Annotated in this window: 12 protein-coding genes; 9 read left to right on the forward strand and 3 right to left on the reverse strand. The window is 67.7% G+C overall.

The window, feature by feature from the left end; all coding sequences use genetic code 11:
* Nucleotides 1-23 precede the first annotated feature (23 nt).
* The 3 genes from DFI_RS12410 to DFI_RS12420 all read right to left on the reverse strand — a co-directional run bounded on the left by DFI_RS12410 (nucleotide 24) and on the right by DFI_RS12420 (nucleotide 3,745).
* On the reverse strand, nucleotides 24-2,030 hold the full coding sequence (locus DFI_RS12410; RefSeq protein ID WP_022801001.1) for a flotillin family protein: 2,007 nt from the start codon (nucleotides 2,028-2,030) through the stop codon (nucleotides 24-26).
* 40 nt (nucleotides 2,031-2,070) lie between these two features.
* Nucleotides 2,071-2,730: an OB-fold-containig protein gene (locus DFI_RS12415; protein ID WP_027463787.1), complete on the reverse strand. Its 660-nt coding sequence runs from the start codon at nucleotides 2,728-2,730 to the stop codon at nucleotides 2,071-2,073.
* 172 nt (nucleotides 2,731-2,902) lie between these two features.
* A complete protein-coding gene (locus DFI_RS12420) occupies nucleotides 2,903-3,745 on the reverse strand; it encodes a Pvc16 family protein (protein WP_027463788.1) in 843 nt (280 codons plus the stop codon).
* 292 nt (nucleotides 3,746-4,037) lie between these two features.
* Between DFI_RS12420 and DFI_RS12425 the strand changes: the two genes are divergently transcribed.
* The 9 genes from DFI_RS12425 to DFI_RS12470 all read left to right on the forward strand — a co-directional run bounded on the left by DFI_RS12425 (nucleotide 4,038) and on the right by DFI_RS12470 (nucleotide 15,899).
* The gene (locus DFI_RS12425) at nucleotides 4,038-5,687 is read left to right on the forward strand and encodes a phage tail sheath family protein (RefSeq protein WP_022800998.1); all 1,650 of its coding nucleotides are present in this window, start codon (nucleotides 4,038-4,040) and stop codon (nucleotides 5,685-5,687) included.
* A gap of 169 nt (nucleotides 5,688-5,856) precedes the next feature.
* On the forward strand, nucleotides 5,857-6,312 hold the full coding sequence (locus DFI_RS12430) for a phage tail protein (RefSeq protein ID WP_022800997.1): 456 nt from the start codon (nucleotides 5,857-5,859) through the stop codon (nucleotides 6,310-6,312).
* Between the two features lie 35 nt (nucleotides 6,313-6,347).
* Entirely contained in the window at nucleotides 6,348-6,749 is a 402-nt protein-coding gene (locus DFI_RS12435) for a hypothetical protein (RefSeq protein WP_043779114.1), read from the forward strand.
* On the forward strand, nucleotides 6,746-6,943 hold the full coding sequence (locus DFI_RS12440) for a hypothetical protein (RefSeq protein ID WP_027463791.1): 198 nt from the start codon (nucleotides 6,746-6,748) through the stop codon (nucleotides 6,941-6,943). The genes DFI_RS12435 and DFI_RS12440 overlap by 4 nt, the downstream gene beginning before the upstream one ends.
* 6 nt (nucleotides 6,944-6,949) lie before the next feature.
* Nucleotides 6,950-7,471: a phage tail protein gene (locus tag DFI_RS12445; protein WP_081425943.1), complete on the forward strand. Its 522-nt coding sequence runs from the start codon at nucleotides 6,950-6,952 to the stop codon at nucleotides 7,469-7,471.
* Nucleotides 7,472-11,406: 3,935 nt separating this feature from the next.
* Nucleotides 11,407-12,108: an eCIS core domain-containing protein gene (locus DFI_RS20245; protein WP_027463794.1), complete on the forward strand. Its 702-nt coding sequence runs from the start codon at nucleotides 11,407-11,409 to the stop codon at nucleotides 12,106-12,108.
* 17 nt (nucleotides 12,109-12,125) lie between these two features.
* A complete protein-coding gene (locus tag DFI_RS12460; RefSeq protein ID WP_027463795.1) occupies nucleotides 12,126-12,413 on the forward strand; it encodes a PAAR domain-containing protein in 288 nt (95 codons plus the stop codon).
* Nucleotides 12,414-12,453: 40 nt separating this feature from the next.
* Nucleotides 12,454-14,862, forward strand: a complete 2,409-nt coding sequence (locus DFI_RS12465) for a hypothetical protein (protein ID WP_051308132.1) — start codon at nucleotides 12,454-12,456, stop codon at nucleotides 14,860-14,862.
* Nucleotides 14,862-15,899 (forward strand): hypothetical protein, encoded by a 1,038-nt coding sequence (locus tag DFI_RS12470; protein ID WP_027463797.1) that lies wholly within the window; start codon nucleotides 14,862-14,864, stop codon nucleotides 15,897-15,899. The genes DFI_RS12465 and DFI_RS12470 overlap by 1 nt, the downstream gene beginning before the upstream one ends.
* The last annotated feature ends 64 nt before the right edge of the window (nucleotides 15,900-15,963 follow it).

The raw sequence follows: 15,963 nt of genomic DNA on the forward strand, positions 1-15,963 counted from the left end.
GGGGTGAGGGGCCGTGCGCCGGATCAGTCGGCGCCGACGGTTTCGCGCCGTTCCAGCGTCTGCGCGGGGGGCGGGTCGCGGTCGTCGCCGACGCGGATGCCCAGGTACTGGTCGAGCAGTTGCTGCACCAGCGGGCTCTTGCCGGCGAAGCCCTCGACGGCCTTGCCGAGCGACATGGCCTTGGACAGCGCCTCGAACATCCCGCCGTCCCCGCCGACGAGGTCGATGCGGGCATTGCGCAGCGCGTCGGCCAGCACGGTGGCGTTCTCCTTGCTGACTTCCTTGCCGGCCTCGATGCTGGCGAGCGCCTGCTGCAGGCTGGTTTCCAGCGCCATGCGGTATTCCTCGTGGCTGCGGGCGGCGGGGCTCATCTGGCCCATGGCGTCGAACTTGCTGGTCAGGCCCTCGGCCTCGGCGGTCATGCGTTTGCCGATGGCGGTCGCCTCGGCGAGGCCCAGGGCCTCGGTGGCGGTGGCGCGGGCCTGGCCCATCTTCGCCTCGCCGTCGGCCTGCGCGGCGAGTTTCTCGGCCAGGGCGCGGGCTTCGGCGCTGCCCTGCTTGTAGGCGGCCTCGGCCTTGGCTTCCAGCACGCGGGCCTCGGCGGCGCCGACCTTCTCGATGGCGGTGGCGGTGGCCTCCTGCGCCTGCGCCTCGGCGATTCCGGGCGCGGCGAGTTCCACCTTGGTGGCCTCGGCGAGGATCTTCTTCGCCTCGGCCTGACGGGCGGCGGCATCGAATTCGGCCTGGGCGAGGGTGGTCATCTCCACGGCGCGGTGTTTCGCGGCCTGCTCAGCGGCCTCGGCGGCCTTGATCTCCTGCAGGAGTTTCTGCTGCGCGGCCGCTTCGGCTTCCAGCACCTTGACCTGCTTGGCGCGGTCGGCGGCGGACACGGTGCGCACCTCGTTGATGCGCTCTTCCTCGATGGCGACGGTCTTGTCGATGGCGATGCGCTCGCGGGTGATGTTGGCGACGTCCATGACGCCCTGCTCGACGACCTTGTCCCGCTCGACTTCCTGGAGCTTGACCTCGCGGGCGGTGGTGACGGCCTCCATCTGCGCGGCGCGGTTCACGCGTTCCTGCTCGATGGCGATGGCGCGCAGGCGGTTCTGCTCGGCGATTTGCACCTGCCGCTGGCGTTCCTGCTCGCGGATCTCGACCTGTTCGGTGGTCTGGATGCGGGCCTGTTCCATCAGCAGGCGCTGCTCTTCCTTGACCTTCTCGGTCTCGGCGCTCTCGCGGGCCTGGATGGTCAGGATCTCGCGCTGCTGCCTCGCTTCGGCCTCGGCCTGCTGGCGTTCCAGGGCCAGGGTGGCCTCGCGGGTCTCGACGTTCTTCTTCGTCACGGCGAGGCGCTGGTTCTGTTCGAGTTCGTTGGTGACGACGTTCTGGGTGGCGGTGAGCTGCGTGATCTTGCGGATGCCCTCGGCGTCCATGATGTTGTTCTCGTCCAGCATGGATTTCGGCGTCTGCTCCAGGTAATCGATGGCGACGTCCTCGAGCACGTACCCGTTGAGGTCGCGGCCGATCACGGCGACCACCGCGTCCCGGAATTCCTCGCGTTTCTCGAACAGTTCGATGAAGTCGAACTTCTTGCCCACCGTCTTGAGCGCCTCGCTGAACTTGGCGTTGAACAGTTCGTCCACGGCGTTGCGGTCCGAGGCGCGGTTAGCGCCGATGGCCTTGGCGACCTTCAGGACGTCCTCGGTGGTCTCGTTCACGCGCAGGTAGTACGCGACCGTGATGTCCGCGCGGATGTTGTCTCGGCAGATCAGGCCTTCCTTGCCGCGGCGGTCCACCTGCAGGGTGATGAGCGAGATTCGCATCACCTCGGCCTTGTACAGCACGGGAATGACCAGCCCGCCGGTGAAGCGCACCTTGGGCCGGGCGGACAGGTCGTTCACGATCAGGGCGGTGCCCTGCTCGACCTTCACGTAGAAGGCGCGGATCAGGCCGATCAATCCGAACACGACGATCAGCAGCACGCCGAGGCCGATCAGGAAGGGAAGCATCAGGGACAGGGATTCGGGCATGGGGGGCTCCTTGGCAGGGGGACGAGGCGGGGCAGGGGACTCAGGCGTTGAAACGGTCTTCGGTGGTGACCCAGTAGCTGTGGTCGGCGGCGTTGTACTCCAGCAGCACCACGCGGTCGCCGCGCACCGGCCGTTCGGGCGGCGTGCAGCGCACCTGCAGCAGCAGCCCGGCGCCGCCGTCCTGCACGGCCGCCTGGCCGTAGCGGCCATCGACGTGCGAGGTGGTGACCACGCCCACGCGGCCCACCACGGGCTGATGGTCGGGGGTGTTCAGGCTGCGGAACACCGGGCGCAGGGGCCGCACCAGGACGTTCGTGAGCAGCAGCGCGGGAATCAGGGCGCCCACGGCGACCAGCAGGCCCAGCAGCTCGCGGCCGGCGGCCGGCAGGGAGGACAGCAGCAGCAGGTGCACGAAGTAGGTGATCACCCACGCGCAGAAGGACAGCAGGGTCAGCACGACCGTGATGGGCACGCCGTTCAGGCCCAGCCGCGTGAGCAGGCCCGCGTCCGTGGCGTCCGGGGCGCCATGCGAGTGGTGCACTTCCCCGGCGTGAAAGTGCGGGTCGGTCAGGCCGTGGTCGCCGTGGTGGTGCCCGACCAGGCCGGTGGCGGCCACCAGCCAGTACACCGCGCACAGCGCGAACAGCACGCTCCAGATCAGGGTCGGGAAGGTCAGGGCCGTCTGCAGGAAGTCCGTCATGGGGCGCGGCCGCGCCGGGGGGAGAAAGGCCCGTCCTTCATGGGCTCTACCATAGGCCCAGCAGCCGGACTGCCGGGCCGCATGTGCCGGCTGGGGCGGGACAGGCGTCTCATGCTCCTTCCTACGCCCCGGGCCCGCCAAAGGTTGCCGCGCCCGGTCAGCTCGGGCAGGGTCAGTTCGGGGAGGGCAGGGTCACGAAGGCCTCGCCCGGGTCAATGCTCAGGCTCTGCCCGTCACGGGTCAGGACGTGCAGTTCGCGCACCTCCTCGCGCGGCAGGCGCAGGTGCACGGTGCCGGTCGCGTCGGTGAAGCCCACCTCGCTGCCGTTGGCGCGCACCAGCGCCTCCGGGGCGGGCGTGCCGTCCGGGAGGCGCACCCGCCAGCTGGAGCGCACGATCCGCTCGGCGCCCTGAACCTGCAATCCGCGCGGCCCGCCGGGGCCGGTCACCTCGCCCAGGCTGATCTGGCGCTCCAGCGTGAGGGGGCTCTGGTTGGTCACGTTCAGGTCCAGCGGCACGGTCAGGGCGTACGTCAGGTGCGGGCGCACCGGCAGACCCAGGCTGGAGAACAGGCTGTAGTTCGTCTGGTTGGGGGCGTTGCTGACCACGCCGCGCAGGTCCAGGTCCAGGGCGCGCACGGCGGCGGGCACGTGCGCCGTGTCCCACTCCTCCTGCCGCAGCAGGGCGCCCAGCACGCGCCACAGGACGTTCCACTCGTCGCGGCCCAGTTCGTCCACCTGCGACTTGAAGAACACTGTCACGAGGTACTTCAGGTCGATCCGGCGGGGCGCCAGGGTGCGGCTGACCTGCCCGGGCAGCGGCATGCTGTGAAACTCCATGCTGCGCAGCGCGGCGTTCTCGTGCAGGTCGAACAGGAAGAAGTTCAGGGTGGGCCGCGTCAGGGACGACACCCAGCTGGAGGTGGGGGTGGCGAAGCGGATGTCCAGCGCGTCGCGGGGCAGTCGGGCCTCGGTGTACAGCAGTTCTCGCAGGGCGTCCTGAACGTCGGCAATCAAGGGCGGGTCTCCTCGGGGGGTAAAGGGGGCGGGAGGACGGACGGAACACACCGGCAGAAGGGGCGTTGGGGGGGGCGGGCAGCCCGGGCGGGGGGGGTCAGGCGCGCCAGATCCACTCATTCCGGGAAGCACCAGGGCCACCCAAATCCCGTCCCACACGTTCTCCGCACACCACAGATCGGACGCGGGCGGGGCGCGCATGGGGGGGTTGGTCAATCTTACTGGCGTCTTACAAAATCGTCCGTTACGATTGCGCCTGTACCACCCAAGCTCTAGGAGGTTAGACCAGAACATGGCCGAATATCTTTCCCCTGGCGTCTTCATTGAGGAGTCCACGAGTGGACCCCGGCCAATCGAGGGTGTCAGCACCACCACCGCCGCTTTCGTGGGATTTGCGCCCAGCGGGCCGGCCAACACGCCGGTGTTCATCGCCAACTGGCAGCAGTTCGTGGACACCTTCGGGACCATCGACGCCAGCGGCAGGAAGACACCCTTCATGGAAGGCGCGTACCTCGCCCAGTCGGTGTACGCGTACTTCAACAACGGCGGCACCCGCTGCTACGTGGTGCGCCTCGTGCCCGGCGAAGTCACCAGCGGCAAGAAGACCGTGGAGGCCGCCCGCAGCCTGCAGCTGCCCAGCCGCGCCAGCAGCGCCGTGCCGAGCCTGAACATCGTCGCCCGCGGCGGCGTGCAGAGCGACGTGATCGTCGAGATCCTGCCGGCCACCCCTGAAGCCAAACCCGACGCGCCCCAGGGCAACCAGGGCAAGGGCAAGGACGCCAAGGGCAACGACGCCAAGGACGCCGACAGCGGCGAGGGCGACGGCCTGTTCACCATGAAGGTCACCCGTGACGGGCAGACCGAACGCTTCGAGAACGTCTCGATCGGCAAGCGCCACCCCCGCAACGTGACCGAGGTGCTCACCAAGGAAAGCACCCTGATCACCATCGAGGAAGTCACCGGCGCCGGCCCCCTCGCCGAGCGCGTGCCGGAAGTCGGCACGTACGTCCTGCAGGCCGCCACGAACGTCCTGACCAGCGGCGGCGAGATGAACAACCAGGACTTCGTGGGCTCCACCGACGGCCGCAGCGGCATCGAGAGCCTGGAGATCGCCGAGGAAGTCGCCATGATCGCGGTGCCCGACCTGATGGGCGCCTACCAGCGCGGCCTGCTCGACCTGGACGGCGTCAAGGCCGTGCAGCGCGCCCTGATCGACCACTGCGAGCGCAACGCCAACCGCATGGCGATCCTGGACACCCCGCCCGACCTGACCCCCCAGCAGGTCGTGAAGTGGCGCAACGTGGACACCAACTTCGACTCCAGCTACGCCGCCATGTACTACCCCTGGGTCACCATCGCCGGCCCCGACGGCCGCCCCATGACCGTGCCCCCCAGCGGCTTCGTGGCCGGGATCTACGCCCGCACTGACATCGAGCGCGGCGTGCACAAGGCCCCCGCGAACGAACTGGTGAACGGCATCCTGCGTCCCGCGCTGCAGATCAGCAAGAGCGAGCAGGACATCCTCAATCCCATCGGCGTGAACTGCATCCGCGAGTTTCCGGGCATGGGCGTGCGCGTGTGGGGCGCCCGGACGCTGTCCAGCGACGCCCGCTGGCGTTACGTGCCGGTCCGCCGCCTGTTCAACTTCGTGGAGCAGAGCATCAACCGCGGCACGCAGTGGGCGGTGTTCGAACCCAACGACGAGAACCTGTGGTTCCGCGTTCGCCGCGACATCACCAACTTCCTCACCGGCGTGTGGCGCGACGGGGCCCTGTTCGGCAACACCGCCCGCGAGGCCTTCTACGTGAAGTGCGACGCCGAACTCAACCCCGCCGACCTGCGCGACCGTGGCATCATGCAGATCGAAGTGGCACTCGCGCCCGTCAAACCGGCCGAGTTCATCGTGATCCGCTTCAGCCAGCACGCCGGCGGCGGCGAGTAAGCACGCCCCCCCGCCCGTTCCCAGGCGCACGACTTCCCCGGCTCCCTTCCACGGATTCCGTCTTCCCCTTCATTTTCCCCCATCCCGGAAGGGAGCCCGTCTGCCCGCGCCCCGAACACCACTTCCCCAAGTTCCCATTCCGTTTCCCCGAAAAGGCAGGAGGTAGAGCATGACTGGTGACAACACGAACCGCAAAGACCCCTTGGTGGCCGCTTACTTCAGCGTGGAATTCGACGGCAAGGTCGTCGGCGCCTTCCGCGAATGCACCGGCCTGGGCAGCCAGAGCCAGGTCGTCGAGTACCGCGCCACCGACAAGAACGGCAAGCCCGTCCTGATCCGCGAGCCCGGCACCATGAAGTACAACGACATCGTCCTCAAGCGCGGCATCACCAACGACATGGACATGTGGTCCTGGCGCCGCCAGGTGGAAGAAGGCGACCTGACCGGCGCCCGCCGCAGCGGCACCATCACCCTGCACAACCAGAAAGGGGAGCCGATCGCCCGCTGGACCTTCCGCAATGCCTGGCCCAGCAACCTCAACGGCCCGACCTACGACGCCAAGAGCAACGAGGTCGCCGTGGAAGAACTGACCATCACCCACGAAGGCTACACCCGCGAGCAGTAAGCGGGCGGAGCTGACACGTGAATGAAACCCCATTCATGTTGCCCGTCGGACTGCTGCTTTCCGACGGGCAGCTCCACCGCGCCGGCCAGCTGCGCCCCGCCACCGCCCTGGACGAGATCGAACCCATCGGGGACGACCGCGTCCGGCGCAACGAGGCCTACTACGGCCTGCTGCTGCTCTCCCGCGTCGTGACCCGGCTGGGGCCCTACAGCCCCGTGCCGCCCGAGGTGATCGCCGCGCTGCCCGCCGCCGACTACGCCTACCTGCAAAGCCTGTACGCCAGCGTGAACGGCCAGGCCTTCAGCGGAATGGCGCCCGGCGGCGCCGTGGCCGCGCCCACCCAGCCAGTAACAGCAGCCGGCCCGGCCATCATCGAGACCGAGTGCCCGCACTGCGGCGCGCTGCTGGAACTCAACCTGGACGAGGGCCACGCATGACCCGGCCCGCCGCCCCCACCGGTCCCGCCAGCTCCGGCCGTTCGGCCGCGTCCCCCAGTGACGCGGCCAGCGTCGGCAACCGCCAGCAGACCCGCAGTGACCTCGACCTGGCCGCCCTCAGCGACCGGGTCTACCTGCTGATGCTGGAGGACCTGCGCCTGGAACTGGCCCGCCGCACCGGAAAGGTCAGGTAAGCCCCCATGAATGCAGACAAGAACAGCACCATCGTGGCCCAGGTCGCCGAGACCTACGCCCAGTATAAGAACCGCACCCAGCAGGACTCCCGGGCGTCCGAGTCCGCGTACAAGGTGCTCGCCAACTGCCGCTACCGGGTTGCCATCGACGGCATCGAGTACGCCGCGTTCAGCGAGGTCAGCGGCCTGCAGATCGAGACCGAAACCATGGACTTCATCGAGGGCGGCTTCAACGACCGCGTCCTGCGCCTCCCCGTGCGCTCCAAGGTCGGGAACCTCACCCTGAAACGCGGCATCACCTCCGGCAACGAGTTGCTGCAATGGCACCTGCGGATCGTCCAGGGCTACCTGGACCTCAAGAACGTCACCATCTACGTGTACAACACTAAAGGCGACGTCCTCACCCGCTTCGAACTGATGCAGGCCTTCCCCGTGAAGTGGTCCGGCCCGCAGTTCACCGGCGGCGGCGACGCCGTGGCCGTCGAAACGCTGGAACTCGCGCACTCCGGCTTCCTGCAGATCAACTGACCCCGGCCCCACCAACCCGCACACCCACAACACGAGAACCGGACAATCGCACCACCCGCCCCCGCGCCTGAACAGGCCGCCGGGCCACACGCCCGGGACGGGCAGCCACACCCGACCCCGCCGGAACTCCAGGGGGCCGAGCCTCCAGGGCCACACGCGCCCACAGGCCTCAAGGGAGGGACACTGTGAACATCTTCAACGAGCGGCTGCAACGGATGAAATTCAGTTACCTGATGGCCGTCACGCAGCGCGACACCGCTCCCGCCGCCCTTTTCACGCTGCCTCTCCCCGGCCCGCCGGCCGCCCCCGCCGGCCTGACCCCCGGGATGATGCCCAGCCCCCAACGGCCGGGCAACGCCAGCGGGCCCGCACGGCCTTTTTCCGTGCCGGTCCAGCCGACCACGCCGCACGCAGCGCCCCGCGTGCTGCACGTGCGCGCCCACCTGCTCCGCGCGCCTGCCACTCCCCGCCAGCCCGAATGGGAACCCGCGGCGCCGGCCTTTTCCCCCGCCGCCTTCCCCACTCCACAGCCCGTGGTACCGCAACAACCGGAATTCTGGCCAGCTGTGAACGCCAGTCAGCCGGCAGCCTTCGACCCGGGGTTTGAGGCCCCCATGTTCGACCCGGACACGCTGGCCCAGCCGACCTTCACGGAGGACCCGAGCGGTCCCACGGCGGGCGGGCCCACCGATCCGCTTGACCCGTTCGGAGACCTGGCCGAAGCCCTGGCCGCCGGCCTGACCACCGCCCCACCCGAACACCCCCAGCCTTCGCCTCAATGGACTCCGGACGCCCCGATGGCCCCTGCGCCAGCCGCACCGGAACCAGAACTTGCGCCCGCCCCGCCGCGCATGCCCTCCTTCACGGAGGCGATGGCCCTGAACGGCCGTCTCGGCGCGTCTGGACCCGCTGACAGGACCGTGCCTGCGCCCGGTGTGCCGCCCACGCTGTCGGAACAGGCAACAGCCGCCACACGCGCCTCTGGTCCCCAGGCTGTGCCCCCCACGTCCAATTCGGCAGCGCCCTTCCAGCCGCAGAGCCCGCAACAGCCGCGCGTGACCCTGGAGGAGCGGCTGCGCGCCGCCACCGCTGCAACCGAAGCGGCTCCCGCCCTGGCCCCAGCCGTCCAGGCACAGCCGACGATTCGCCCAGAACCCCTGCCTCAGTCCATTGCGCCTGCGCGGAATGCCACTGAGCCGGTTGCCGACACAGTCACAGCGCTGGCTCAGCCGGTCTCCGTTCCTGAGAATCAGGAGACGCCGGAACAGGCATCGACTCCGATCCCGGAAATCGCGCCTGTCCGAGCCGCAAGTAGCCCGGAGTCCGTCCCGACCCCGTCGGAGCCCATGGTCATCCCCGAGAAAGCAGAATCCGCTGGGACCATGGCCGAGCCTTCTTCTGAAGTTGCTGAGGCGGAGGAGATTGTAGAGGTGGCGCCTCCCACTGCTCCGGAGTCCAAAACCGCATCACCTGTCACGCCGCCCGCTGAAGCAGACACCAGTAGCAATGTCGCTCCAGCCACCCCGGAAGAGGACGCCGTGCAGCAGGCCCGGCAGGCAGAGGAAGAGCAGAAGAAACGCCAGGAACTGGAGGACCTGATGCGCCGCATGAACAACGGCGTCCCGGTCCGCCTGCCCCGCCGCCCCCGGCCGAACGTGCCCGTGAAGGCCGAGCCGGCCGAGCCGCCCCCCCCACCCCTGCCCGAGATCCCGCTGGAAGTCGCGCAAAACTTCCTGGCCCGCCTGAACCGCTTCGCGGAAATGGAGCAGAGCGGCGAGACGAGCGAGGCCCCCCTGCTGTACAACCGCCTGGAGCATTGGGAGGACCACCACCCGGAGAACAACGCCCGGATTGAGGACTACCTGGATGTGAGTCCGCCCGACACGGCACCCACGCCCGCGCAGGCCATTCCGGTAGACGAACGCACGGCCCCTTCCCCTGTATCCCCTGTCCGGCACAACACAGCCCCGCCGGTGCCGGCCACGAATCCTGCAGCCGGTCTTCCCGCGGCCCCGGCCGCCCGCCTGCAAAAGGCGCTGGAAGTGGGCGAACGGCACCGCCTGAAGGCCGAACCCCGCACGACCACCACGAGTCGCGCCCGTGAAGGCCAGCCGCCGTCCCGTCCCCGCCCGTCGCCGGATGCCGACGACACGGAGGGCAGAACACCAACCCCCATCCTGAACCGCACCTGGCCTGATGCAGCTCCGGTGGTCGCCCCTCCGATCCAGAGCCGCAAGGAGCAGGTGCAGGAAACCCGCCCTCTGCTGAGCGTGCCGGATCACGAGACCGGTGACATCACCCAAGCGCGGCCTGAAGTGCAGCCAACACCTTCCATGGCGAGCCCGATCCTCACTCCCGATCCGTTGGAGCAATCCGAATCCACACGACGGACGGAGGCGATTCCCGAGGGTGAGGGCGAACACGGCACGGAGGAGGTCAGCCTTCACCGGACGGCCTCTGTCACTTCGCCTGTGTCATCTCTCTCCTTGCCCTTGGGATCTGAAGTAAGCCCTTCAATGCCTGCTGCCCAGGATCGTCCGGTAGAAAATGCCCAGAGTCTGCCTCTGGAGGGTTCCGTACCCTCAGGACCCCCTCTGATTCCATCCGTAGAAGGGCCCCATGCTGCCTCAATCCCAGCGGAGTCTCCTGCCCTGCCGACCGCTAAAGCGGCCGCCGATCAGCGTCCGCCGCAACAGATCACTGCGCTCTCCCGTGGACCCCGATCAATCGAAAGTCCACCGTTGGCACCCACAGTCCTGGCCCCGTCAGAGGTCGAGATCGCTCCCTTGGTGGTGACCCGACAGACTACGCCCTTGATCTCCGCCGCTCCCGTCACTCCAGCGGCAATGCCGGAACGAGGTGAGCCGACCCAGGTCCCTGCGCAGTCATCCGAAGGACTGCCTTCACGGCCAGCATTCCTGGCTTCGCAGATTGCAGAAACCGCCCCCATGGTGGTGGCTCAACGGGCCGCCTCCTTGCTCCCCGCTACTCCTGTTGCCCCAGCGGTCATGCCTGCCCGAAGCGCGTCGGCACAGGTCCTGGCAATGCCCCGTGAATCTCAGCCCTTTGAAGAACTGCCCTCAGTGCCAGCCTTCGTGGCTCCGCGAGGGGCAGAGCCCATCCCTAAGGTGGTGGCTCGTCAGGCAACGGCCTTGAGCCCCGCCGCTCCTGTGACGCGCACATCCGTTCAGGCCTGGCACGGCTCCTTCGTACCTAGTACAGCAACTGGTGACGGGGCCGGCGCCGGCCAGACACAGGCAACGCTCGTCCCTGCTCCCGTGGTAGGACAGGTATCCGCGCCGTTGTCTTCCCCCCGTCCTGCTGGCCTTCCGGTTCAGCGTTCAGGCCTCCTTCCTAACCCGACCAACAGCGGAGCCGAGACATCACTGGCCGCAGACACCTCTGCATGGTCTCGGCCGGCACAACCGGTCTTTTCTCCCGTACAGAGGCCCGCTGAGCAATCAGCCACCACACCTCGCTTGGCCGTGGGCCAAGCGCCTGCCTTCTTGCCGCTGCCAGGGCACGCCTCGGATCAGGCCAATAGGACGGGGAATCCCCCATTTGGCATACCGACGCCATTGATGCTGGGCGCGCCTGACTCGGAAGCCACCCGCCCGCGCTTCGGGCCTGCGGTACCGGTCGGTCTTCCGCCGGTTGTGCCCACCGCACCTTCCCTCACTTCTCCGGACGCCCACGTGTGGCCGGGAAGGGAGAGCGGACTCCGGCCTTCAGTGTCTCCAGCAGAATCATCTCAGGCCTTCCCCACGCCGGTCTGGACCTCGTGGGCGGAGATAACGGCATTCTCCCAACCCGACCTTCCCGGCCGCCCTGGGCCCGTATTTCCCTTGCCAGCCCAATCAGCACGACCGGACCTGACTCACCTTGGCGCCCAGGCACTTCGGGCCGATGGGCACGGCACCCCCCTGCCGCTGGGCGTGCAGGAGGCCCTTCAGCGCACGCTGGGCACGTCCGTGCGGGATATCCGCGTGGTCCGCAACGCGCAGGTGCCGGCCCTGCTCTCGGCCGCGAACGCGGAGGGGCTCGCGGTGGACCGCACCGTGTTCCTGCCGGCCCATGTGGACCTGACCACGCCCGCTGGGCATGCCCTGGCCGCGCATGAGTTCACGCATGCGCTGCGGCGCACCCAGCCGGGCTTCATGCCGGACGTCGTGCGCCGCGCCGATCCGGCTGCGCCCTCCCTGGCTCACGAGGAGGAGCTCGCGGTCCTGACCGAGCACCTCGCGCATCAGGAAGCCCAGGATGCCCCCCGGGCCCCGGCCCGGACCTCCTCCCTCCCTCTGACCGCGCGGGAGCGGCGTACCCCAAGGGACATGTCGCTCCCCCGCGCGCCAATCATGCCGGCCCCGACGCGGCCTGAGCTGGCCCCGGTGACTCCCGCTGCCCCCGCCCGGACTTCCTCCCCCGCTCCACAGGTGCATGCGGCCGACATGAACCGCCCAGCGCCTCAGCCACCCAGCAATCCAGCCCCCGCCCCCAGCAAGGAACGCGAGAAGGACGTCGCGGTCGGCAGCCGCCAGTCCACCACCCCGCAGGTGGACCTCGATCAGGTGGCCCGCGACGTGTACGCCCGCCTGCGCGAACGACTCGGCGAGGAACTTCGCCGCCTGCGCAGCTGACCCCTTCAGGAGACCTCATGCCCCCTGCCGCCCGCATCGGAGACAACCACACCTGCCCCATGAGCACCGGATGGACCCCCCACGTCGGGGGGCCCATCGTCGCCGGCAGCGGCAACGTCCGCATCGGCGGCAGCATGGCCGCCCGCGTGGGCGACATGTGCACCTGCCAGGGCCCACCCGACAGCATTGCCCGGGGCAGCGGCACAGTTCGTATCAACGGCCTGCCGGCCGCCCGCCTCGGTGACACCACGGTGCACGGCGGCGTCATCGTTGCCGGCGCCCCCAACGTCAACATCGGCGGGTAGGCACCCAGCCCCCGACCGCCCCAGTCTTCCGGAGACCCTCATGCTCGAACCTGCTGCTCCCGCTGGACCGAAAAAGAAAGCCCACCCGCCCAAGAAGACCGCCCAGAAGAAAACCCCCACAAAGGCAGCGGCCCGGCCGGCGCCTGCCGTGAAGAAGGCTGCCCAGAAGACCGCTCCGGCCGTGAAAGCCAAGCAGGCGACGCCCACCCGGACGGTTCCGCCCGTTCAGCCGAAGAAAGCGGCCGCGAAAACAGAGACCCCGAAGGCCGCCACCGGCGTGTTCGGGTTTTTCAGCCGGGAATTCAAGGCCCTGCGGAACCTGGGCAGCAAGCAGCTCAGCACCATCCATACCTCTGCCCGGAAGTTCGTTGGTGACGCCAAGGCCTTTGCGAAAAACCCAGTGCAGAGCCTTAAGAATGCCGGCACCGGCCTGGCCGCGGCGGCCGCAAAGACCCTGGGCAGCGCCCGGGACGCCGTGGGCAAGAAAGTCAAGCAGTTCAAGGATTGGTACGCCACCCCGGAAGGCAAGGCGAAGTTCTGGAAGGGCGTGGCCATGACCGGCATCGCCATCGCCACGGTGGCCACCGGCGGCGCGCTGACCGCCCCGGCCCTGGCCCTGGCCGCTGCGGTCAGCGCCGGAGGCGGCATTGCCGCGCAGGTCGTGGAGAACAAGGTCTACAACGCCGCCGCCAAGGCCAAGCAGCAGCAGGACAAGAACTACAAGTTCAAGGAGCGCAAGACCTTCGAAGGGGTCAGCGCCAAGAGCATCGCCATTGATGCCGTGGTCGGCAGTGTCGGCGGCCCGGCCTTCAAGTTCGCTGGCAAGGTGCTCGTCCGCGGCAGTGTGGCCGTAGGCAAGGCCGCGTTGCCCTTCGCCAAGGGGCTCGGGCACCTGGGCGTCGGAGCTGCCCGCGGCGCCGCCCGCCGCTACCTGCCCGCTGGCGTGCAAACCGCGCTCAAGGCCGTCGGGAGCTTCACCAGCAAGCATGCCGGGAAGATCACGCAGTTCGCCAAGCGTGCGGCTGCCAGGGGCATGAACGCCGCGCGGAGCCTCAAGAACGGCGCCGGGAAGGCCGTGACAAGCGTCAAGGACTTCGTCAAGAAAGGCGCCAATGCCGCCTACGCCAAGACCCGCTTCACCCGGAAGTACCTGATGCAGCAGACCCGCACGCTGCGCAAGTTCGCGCGGAAAGTGGGGAACGCGCCCACACAGGTGGCCGACGCCGCCCGCAAGAAAATCCACCGCGCTGTCGTCAGGTTCCGCTGGACCGACCGGAAGATGATGAACGTCCTGAAGGCACAGTATGAGAAGAGCCCGACGGTGCGTATCGGCCGCTTCGTGCGCAACAAGGTCGACGGCCTCGGCGACAAGGCCAGCAAGAGCCTCGTGAACCTGAAGGTCAAGGCCGCGGACGGCCTGGACAACCTGGCCGCCGCCACCAAGGACAAGCTCGGCAAGACCAAGGTCATGCAGTACCTGCGCAACTACAAGGACGGCAGAATCAAGTACTTCGAGGAAGTCGTCAAGAAAAACCCGGACGGTCACTACGCGAAGGCCATCCTGGAATTCCGCGCCAGCGGGAAGGCCATGCGCACCCACCTCGGCAAGGTCTGGGACGACGCCAGCAAGGACCTGAACAAGGACCTCTCCCGCCTCCTTGGCCGCCACGGCAGCGTTCAGGCAGACTTCAAGAACCTGGCCGAGAAAGGCAGCCGCGAACTGTACGAAGTGGAAGTGCAGCGCGCGCGCTCCGTGATGGAACAACGCCTCCGCACCAAGGTCATGGAGGACGTGGAAGCAACTGAGCTGCTGAAAGCGGCGAAGCAAGGGGCCACACTGACCGATGCGGTTCGTCAGGGCGCGAAAGAGAAGGCTCGTGCGGCGGCGGACGATGCCGTCAGTCAGTCGGCTGAGAAGCTGACCCGCCAGGCAGAAACATCCGTGGCTCGCCATCCCACTGTGCAGCTGGAAGAGCATGCCCTGAAAGTCCAGGCTCTTGAATCGTCGAAGAAGGTCACCGAGCACTACTTCGGCAAGGGCAATGGTCAGAAGGGGCTCCTGGAGAAAACCGGGCTGGCGATCAGTACGCCGGTCCGCGTGCCCATCACCGAGCGGCTGGAGAAGTACACGAAGGTGGTGGAGGCGGTGAAAAGCGCCACACCGCTGCAATCGGTGGCCCTTCTGGGAACGGAGGCCGTTCAGGAACAGACAGAGAAAGCCATCACAAAGGTGATGGAAGCACCGGTAAAGGAGTGGGCAAAGAAGTTCAAGGGCGAGCCCGAACAAGAGAAGCCCAAGGAAGAAAAGAAGACTGTCAAGGAGGAGGACACCTCTGAGATCATGAAGATCCTCGACAGCGCTCTTGAAGGTTTCCTGCCCACCAGTATGGAGGAGTACATCAATGATGTCCTGAAGCAGGGGAACATAGAAATGAAGGGTGACGAGTGATGTTCGGGCTCTTCAAGAAAAAGGCCCCAGAACCTCACCTGCGCAAAGAGATCGAGGTCGGAGAGTTCCGCAATGGAGCCCTCGGAGCGTGGATCAATCTCGGGAAGGTCGACCCGGGATTGAAATTCCGGCAGGAAGACGAGGAGGCGATGCTCTACGCCGAGTATCGCGGTCTACCAATCACGATGGACCTCGTCCAGAACATCTCCGGTTTCGGAATTGAGACCACCGTCCCGGAGTGCAGTCTCCTGCGGGCGGCGACCGTGGCGGAGAAGGCGTTTGCGTACCGGTGTATCGACCACGTGTGCTTCAAGGTGCCGGGGGTCCGGGGGTATTTTCACCCGGAGTCCGGAGACCTGGTGCTGGGCGTGAAGTGCGCGGGGTTTGAGGAGCAGTTCCGGGCGGATACCTTGATTGATCTGGCGCTGTTCATGCTGGAAGACGCGGTCTTTGAGGCGCGGACGTACCTGGGGCTCCCGGCGGAACCGGCTGAACGAATCAAGGTGGAGCAGTGGTCCGGGGGGTATCACTTCGGTGAGGGCCTGCGGACCTACCCAGGGGCGCGGGATGCGTTTGCTGCGTACATGGAGAAGCACCAGGGGTGTGAGGAAATCAGCCGGGATGGGGATTCGGTGCTGTTGCAGTCGGGCCCGGTGCAGTATGAGGTGCGGGGGTTCGGGTGGCCGAGTGGGTTCATGGTGCAGGTGGCGACCCGCGGCTTCAAGCACGTGTACAGGGATGATGAGCGGTATGTGCGGGTGCAGGAGCGTCTGTCCGAGGTCATCCGGAATCCGGACCGGCCGGATGAGGCGGGCCGGAATTACAGGGGGCCGCTGTCGTCGTCCATTCTGTACTTCCAGCCGGACGGGACGCTGGTGCTGGGTCAGTACGGGTTCGGGAATACCCGCACGGACGCGAACCAGCAGGCCTTCGAGCGGATCGCGACGGCGCATATGGTGGACGTGTACTACATGACGTACCTGGCTGAGGAACTGCCGGAGGAGCTGTACTCCGACGAGCGGAACCGGCCGAACTGAACGTGAGGGGTGCAGGTCCGGGGCCGGGGATCGGCCGGGGCGTGCATTCCGTCTGAAAGGTGGG

The organism is Deinococcus ficus (genome assembly GCF_003444775.1).
GTDB classification, from domain to species: domain Bacteria; phylum Deinococcota; class Deinococci; order Deinococcales; family Deinococcaceae; genus Deinococcus; species Deinococcus ficus.

What these genes read in the sequence shown, in the direction of transcription:
- DFI_RS12410 (WP_022801001.1), bottom strand. Translation starts at nt 2,030, where the DNA reads ATGCCCGAATCCCTGTCCCTGATGCTTCCCTTCCTGATCGGCCTCGGC.
- DFI_RS12415 (WP_027463787.1), bottom strand. Translation starts at nt 2,730, where the DNA reads ATGACGGACTTCCTGCAGACGGCCCTGACCTTCCCGACCCTGATCTGG.
- DFI_RS12425 (WP_022800998.1), top strand. Translation starts at nt 4,038, where the DNA reads ATGGCCGAATATCTTTCCCCTGGCGTCTTCATTGAGGAGTCCACGAGT.
- DFI_RS12430 (WP_022800997.1), top strand. Translation starts at nt 5,857, where the DNA reads ATGACTGGTGACAACACGAACCGCAAAGACCCCTTGGTGGCCGCTTAC.
- DFI_RS12435 (WP_043779114.1), top strand. Translation starts at nt 6,348, where the DNA reads ATGTTGCCCGTCGGACTGCTGCTTTCCGACGGGCAGCTCCACCGCGCC.
- DFI_RS12440 (WP_027463791.1), top strand. Translation starts at nt 6,746, where the DNA reads ATGACCCGGCCCGCCGCCCCCACCGGTCCCGCCAGCTCCGGCCGTTCG.
- DFI_RS12445 (WP_081425943.1), top strand. Translation starts at nt 6,950, where the DNA reads ATGAATGCAGACAAGAACAGCACCATCGTGGCCCAGGTCGCCGAGACC.
- DFI_RS12460 (WP_027463795.1), top strand. Translation starts at nt 12,126, where the DNA reads ATGCCCCCTGCCGCCCGCATCGGAGACAACCACACCTGCCCCATGAGC.
- DFI_RS12465 (WP_051308132.1), top strand. Translation starts at nt 12,454, where the DNA reads ATGCTCGAACCTGCTGCTCCCGCTGGACCGAAAAAGAAAGCCCACCCG.
- DFI_RS12470 (WP_027463797.1), top strand. Translation starts at nt 14,862, where the DNA reads ATGTTCGGGCTCTTCAAGAAAAAGGCCCCAGAACCTCACCTGCGCAAA.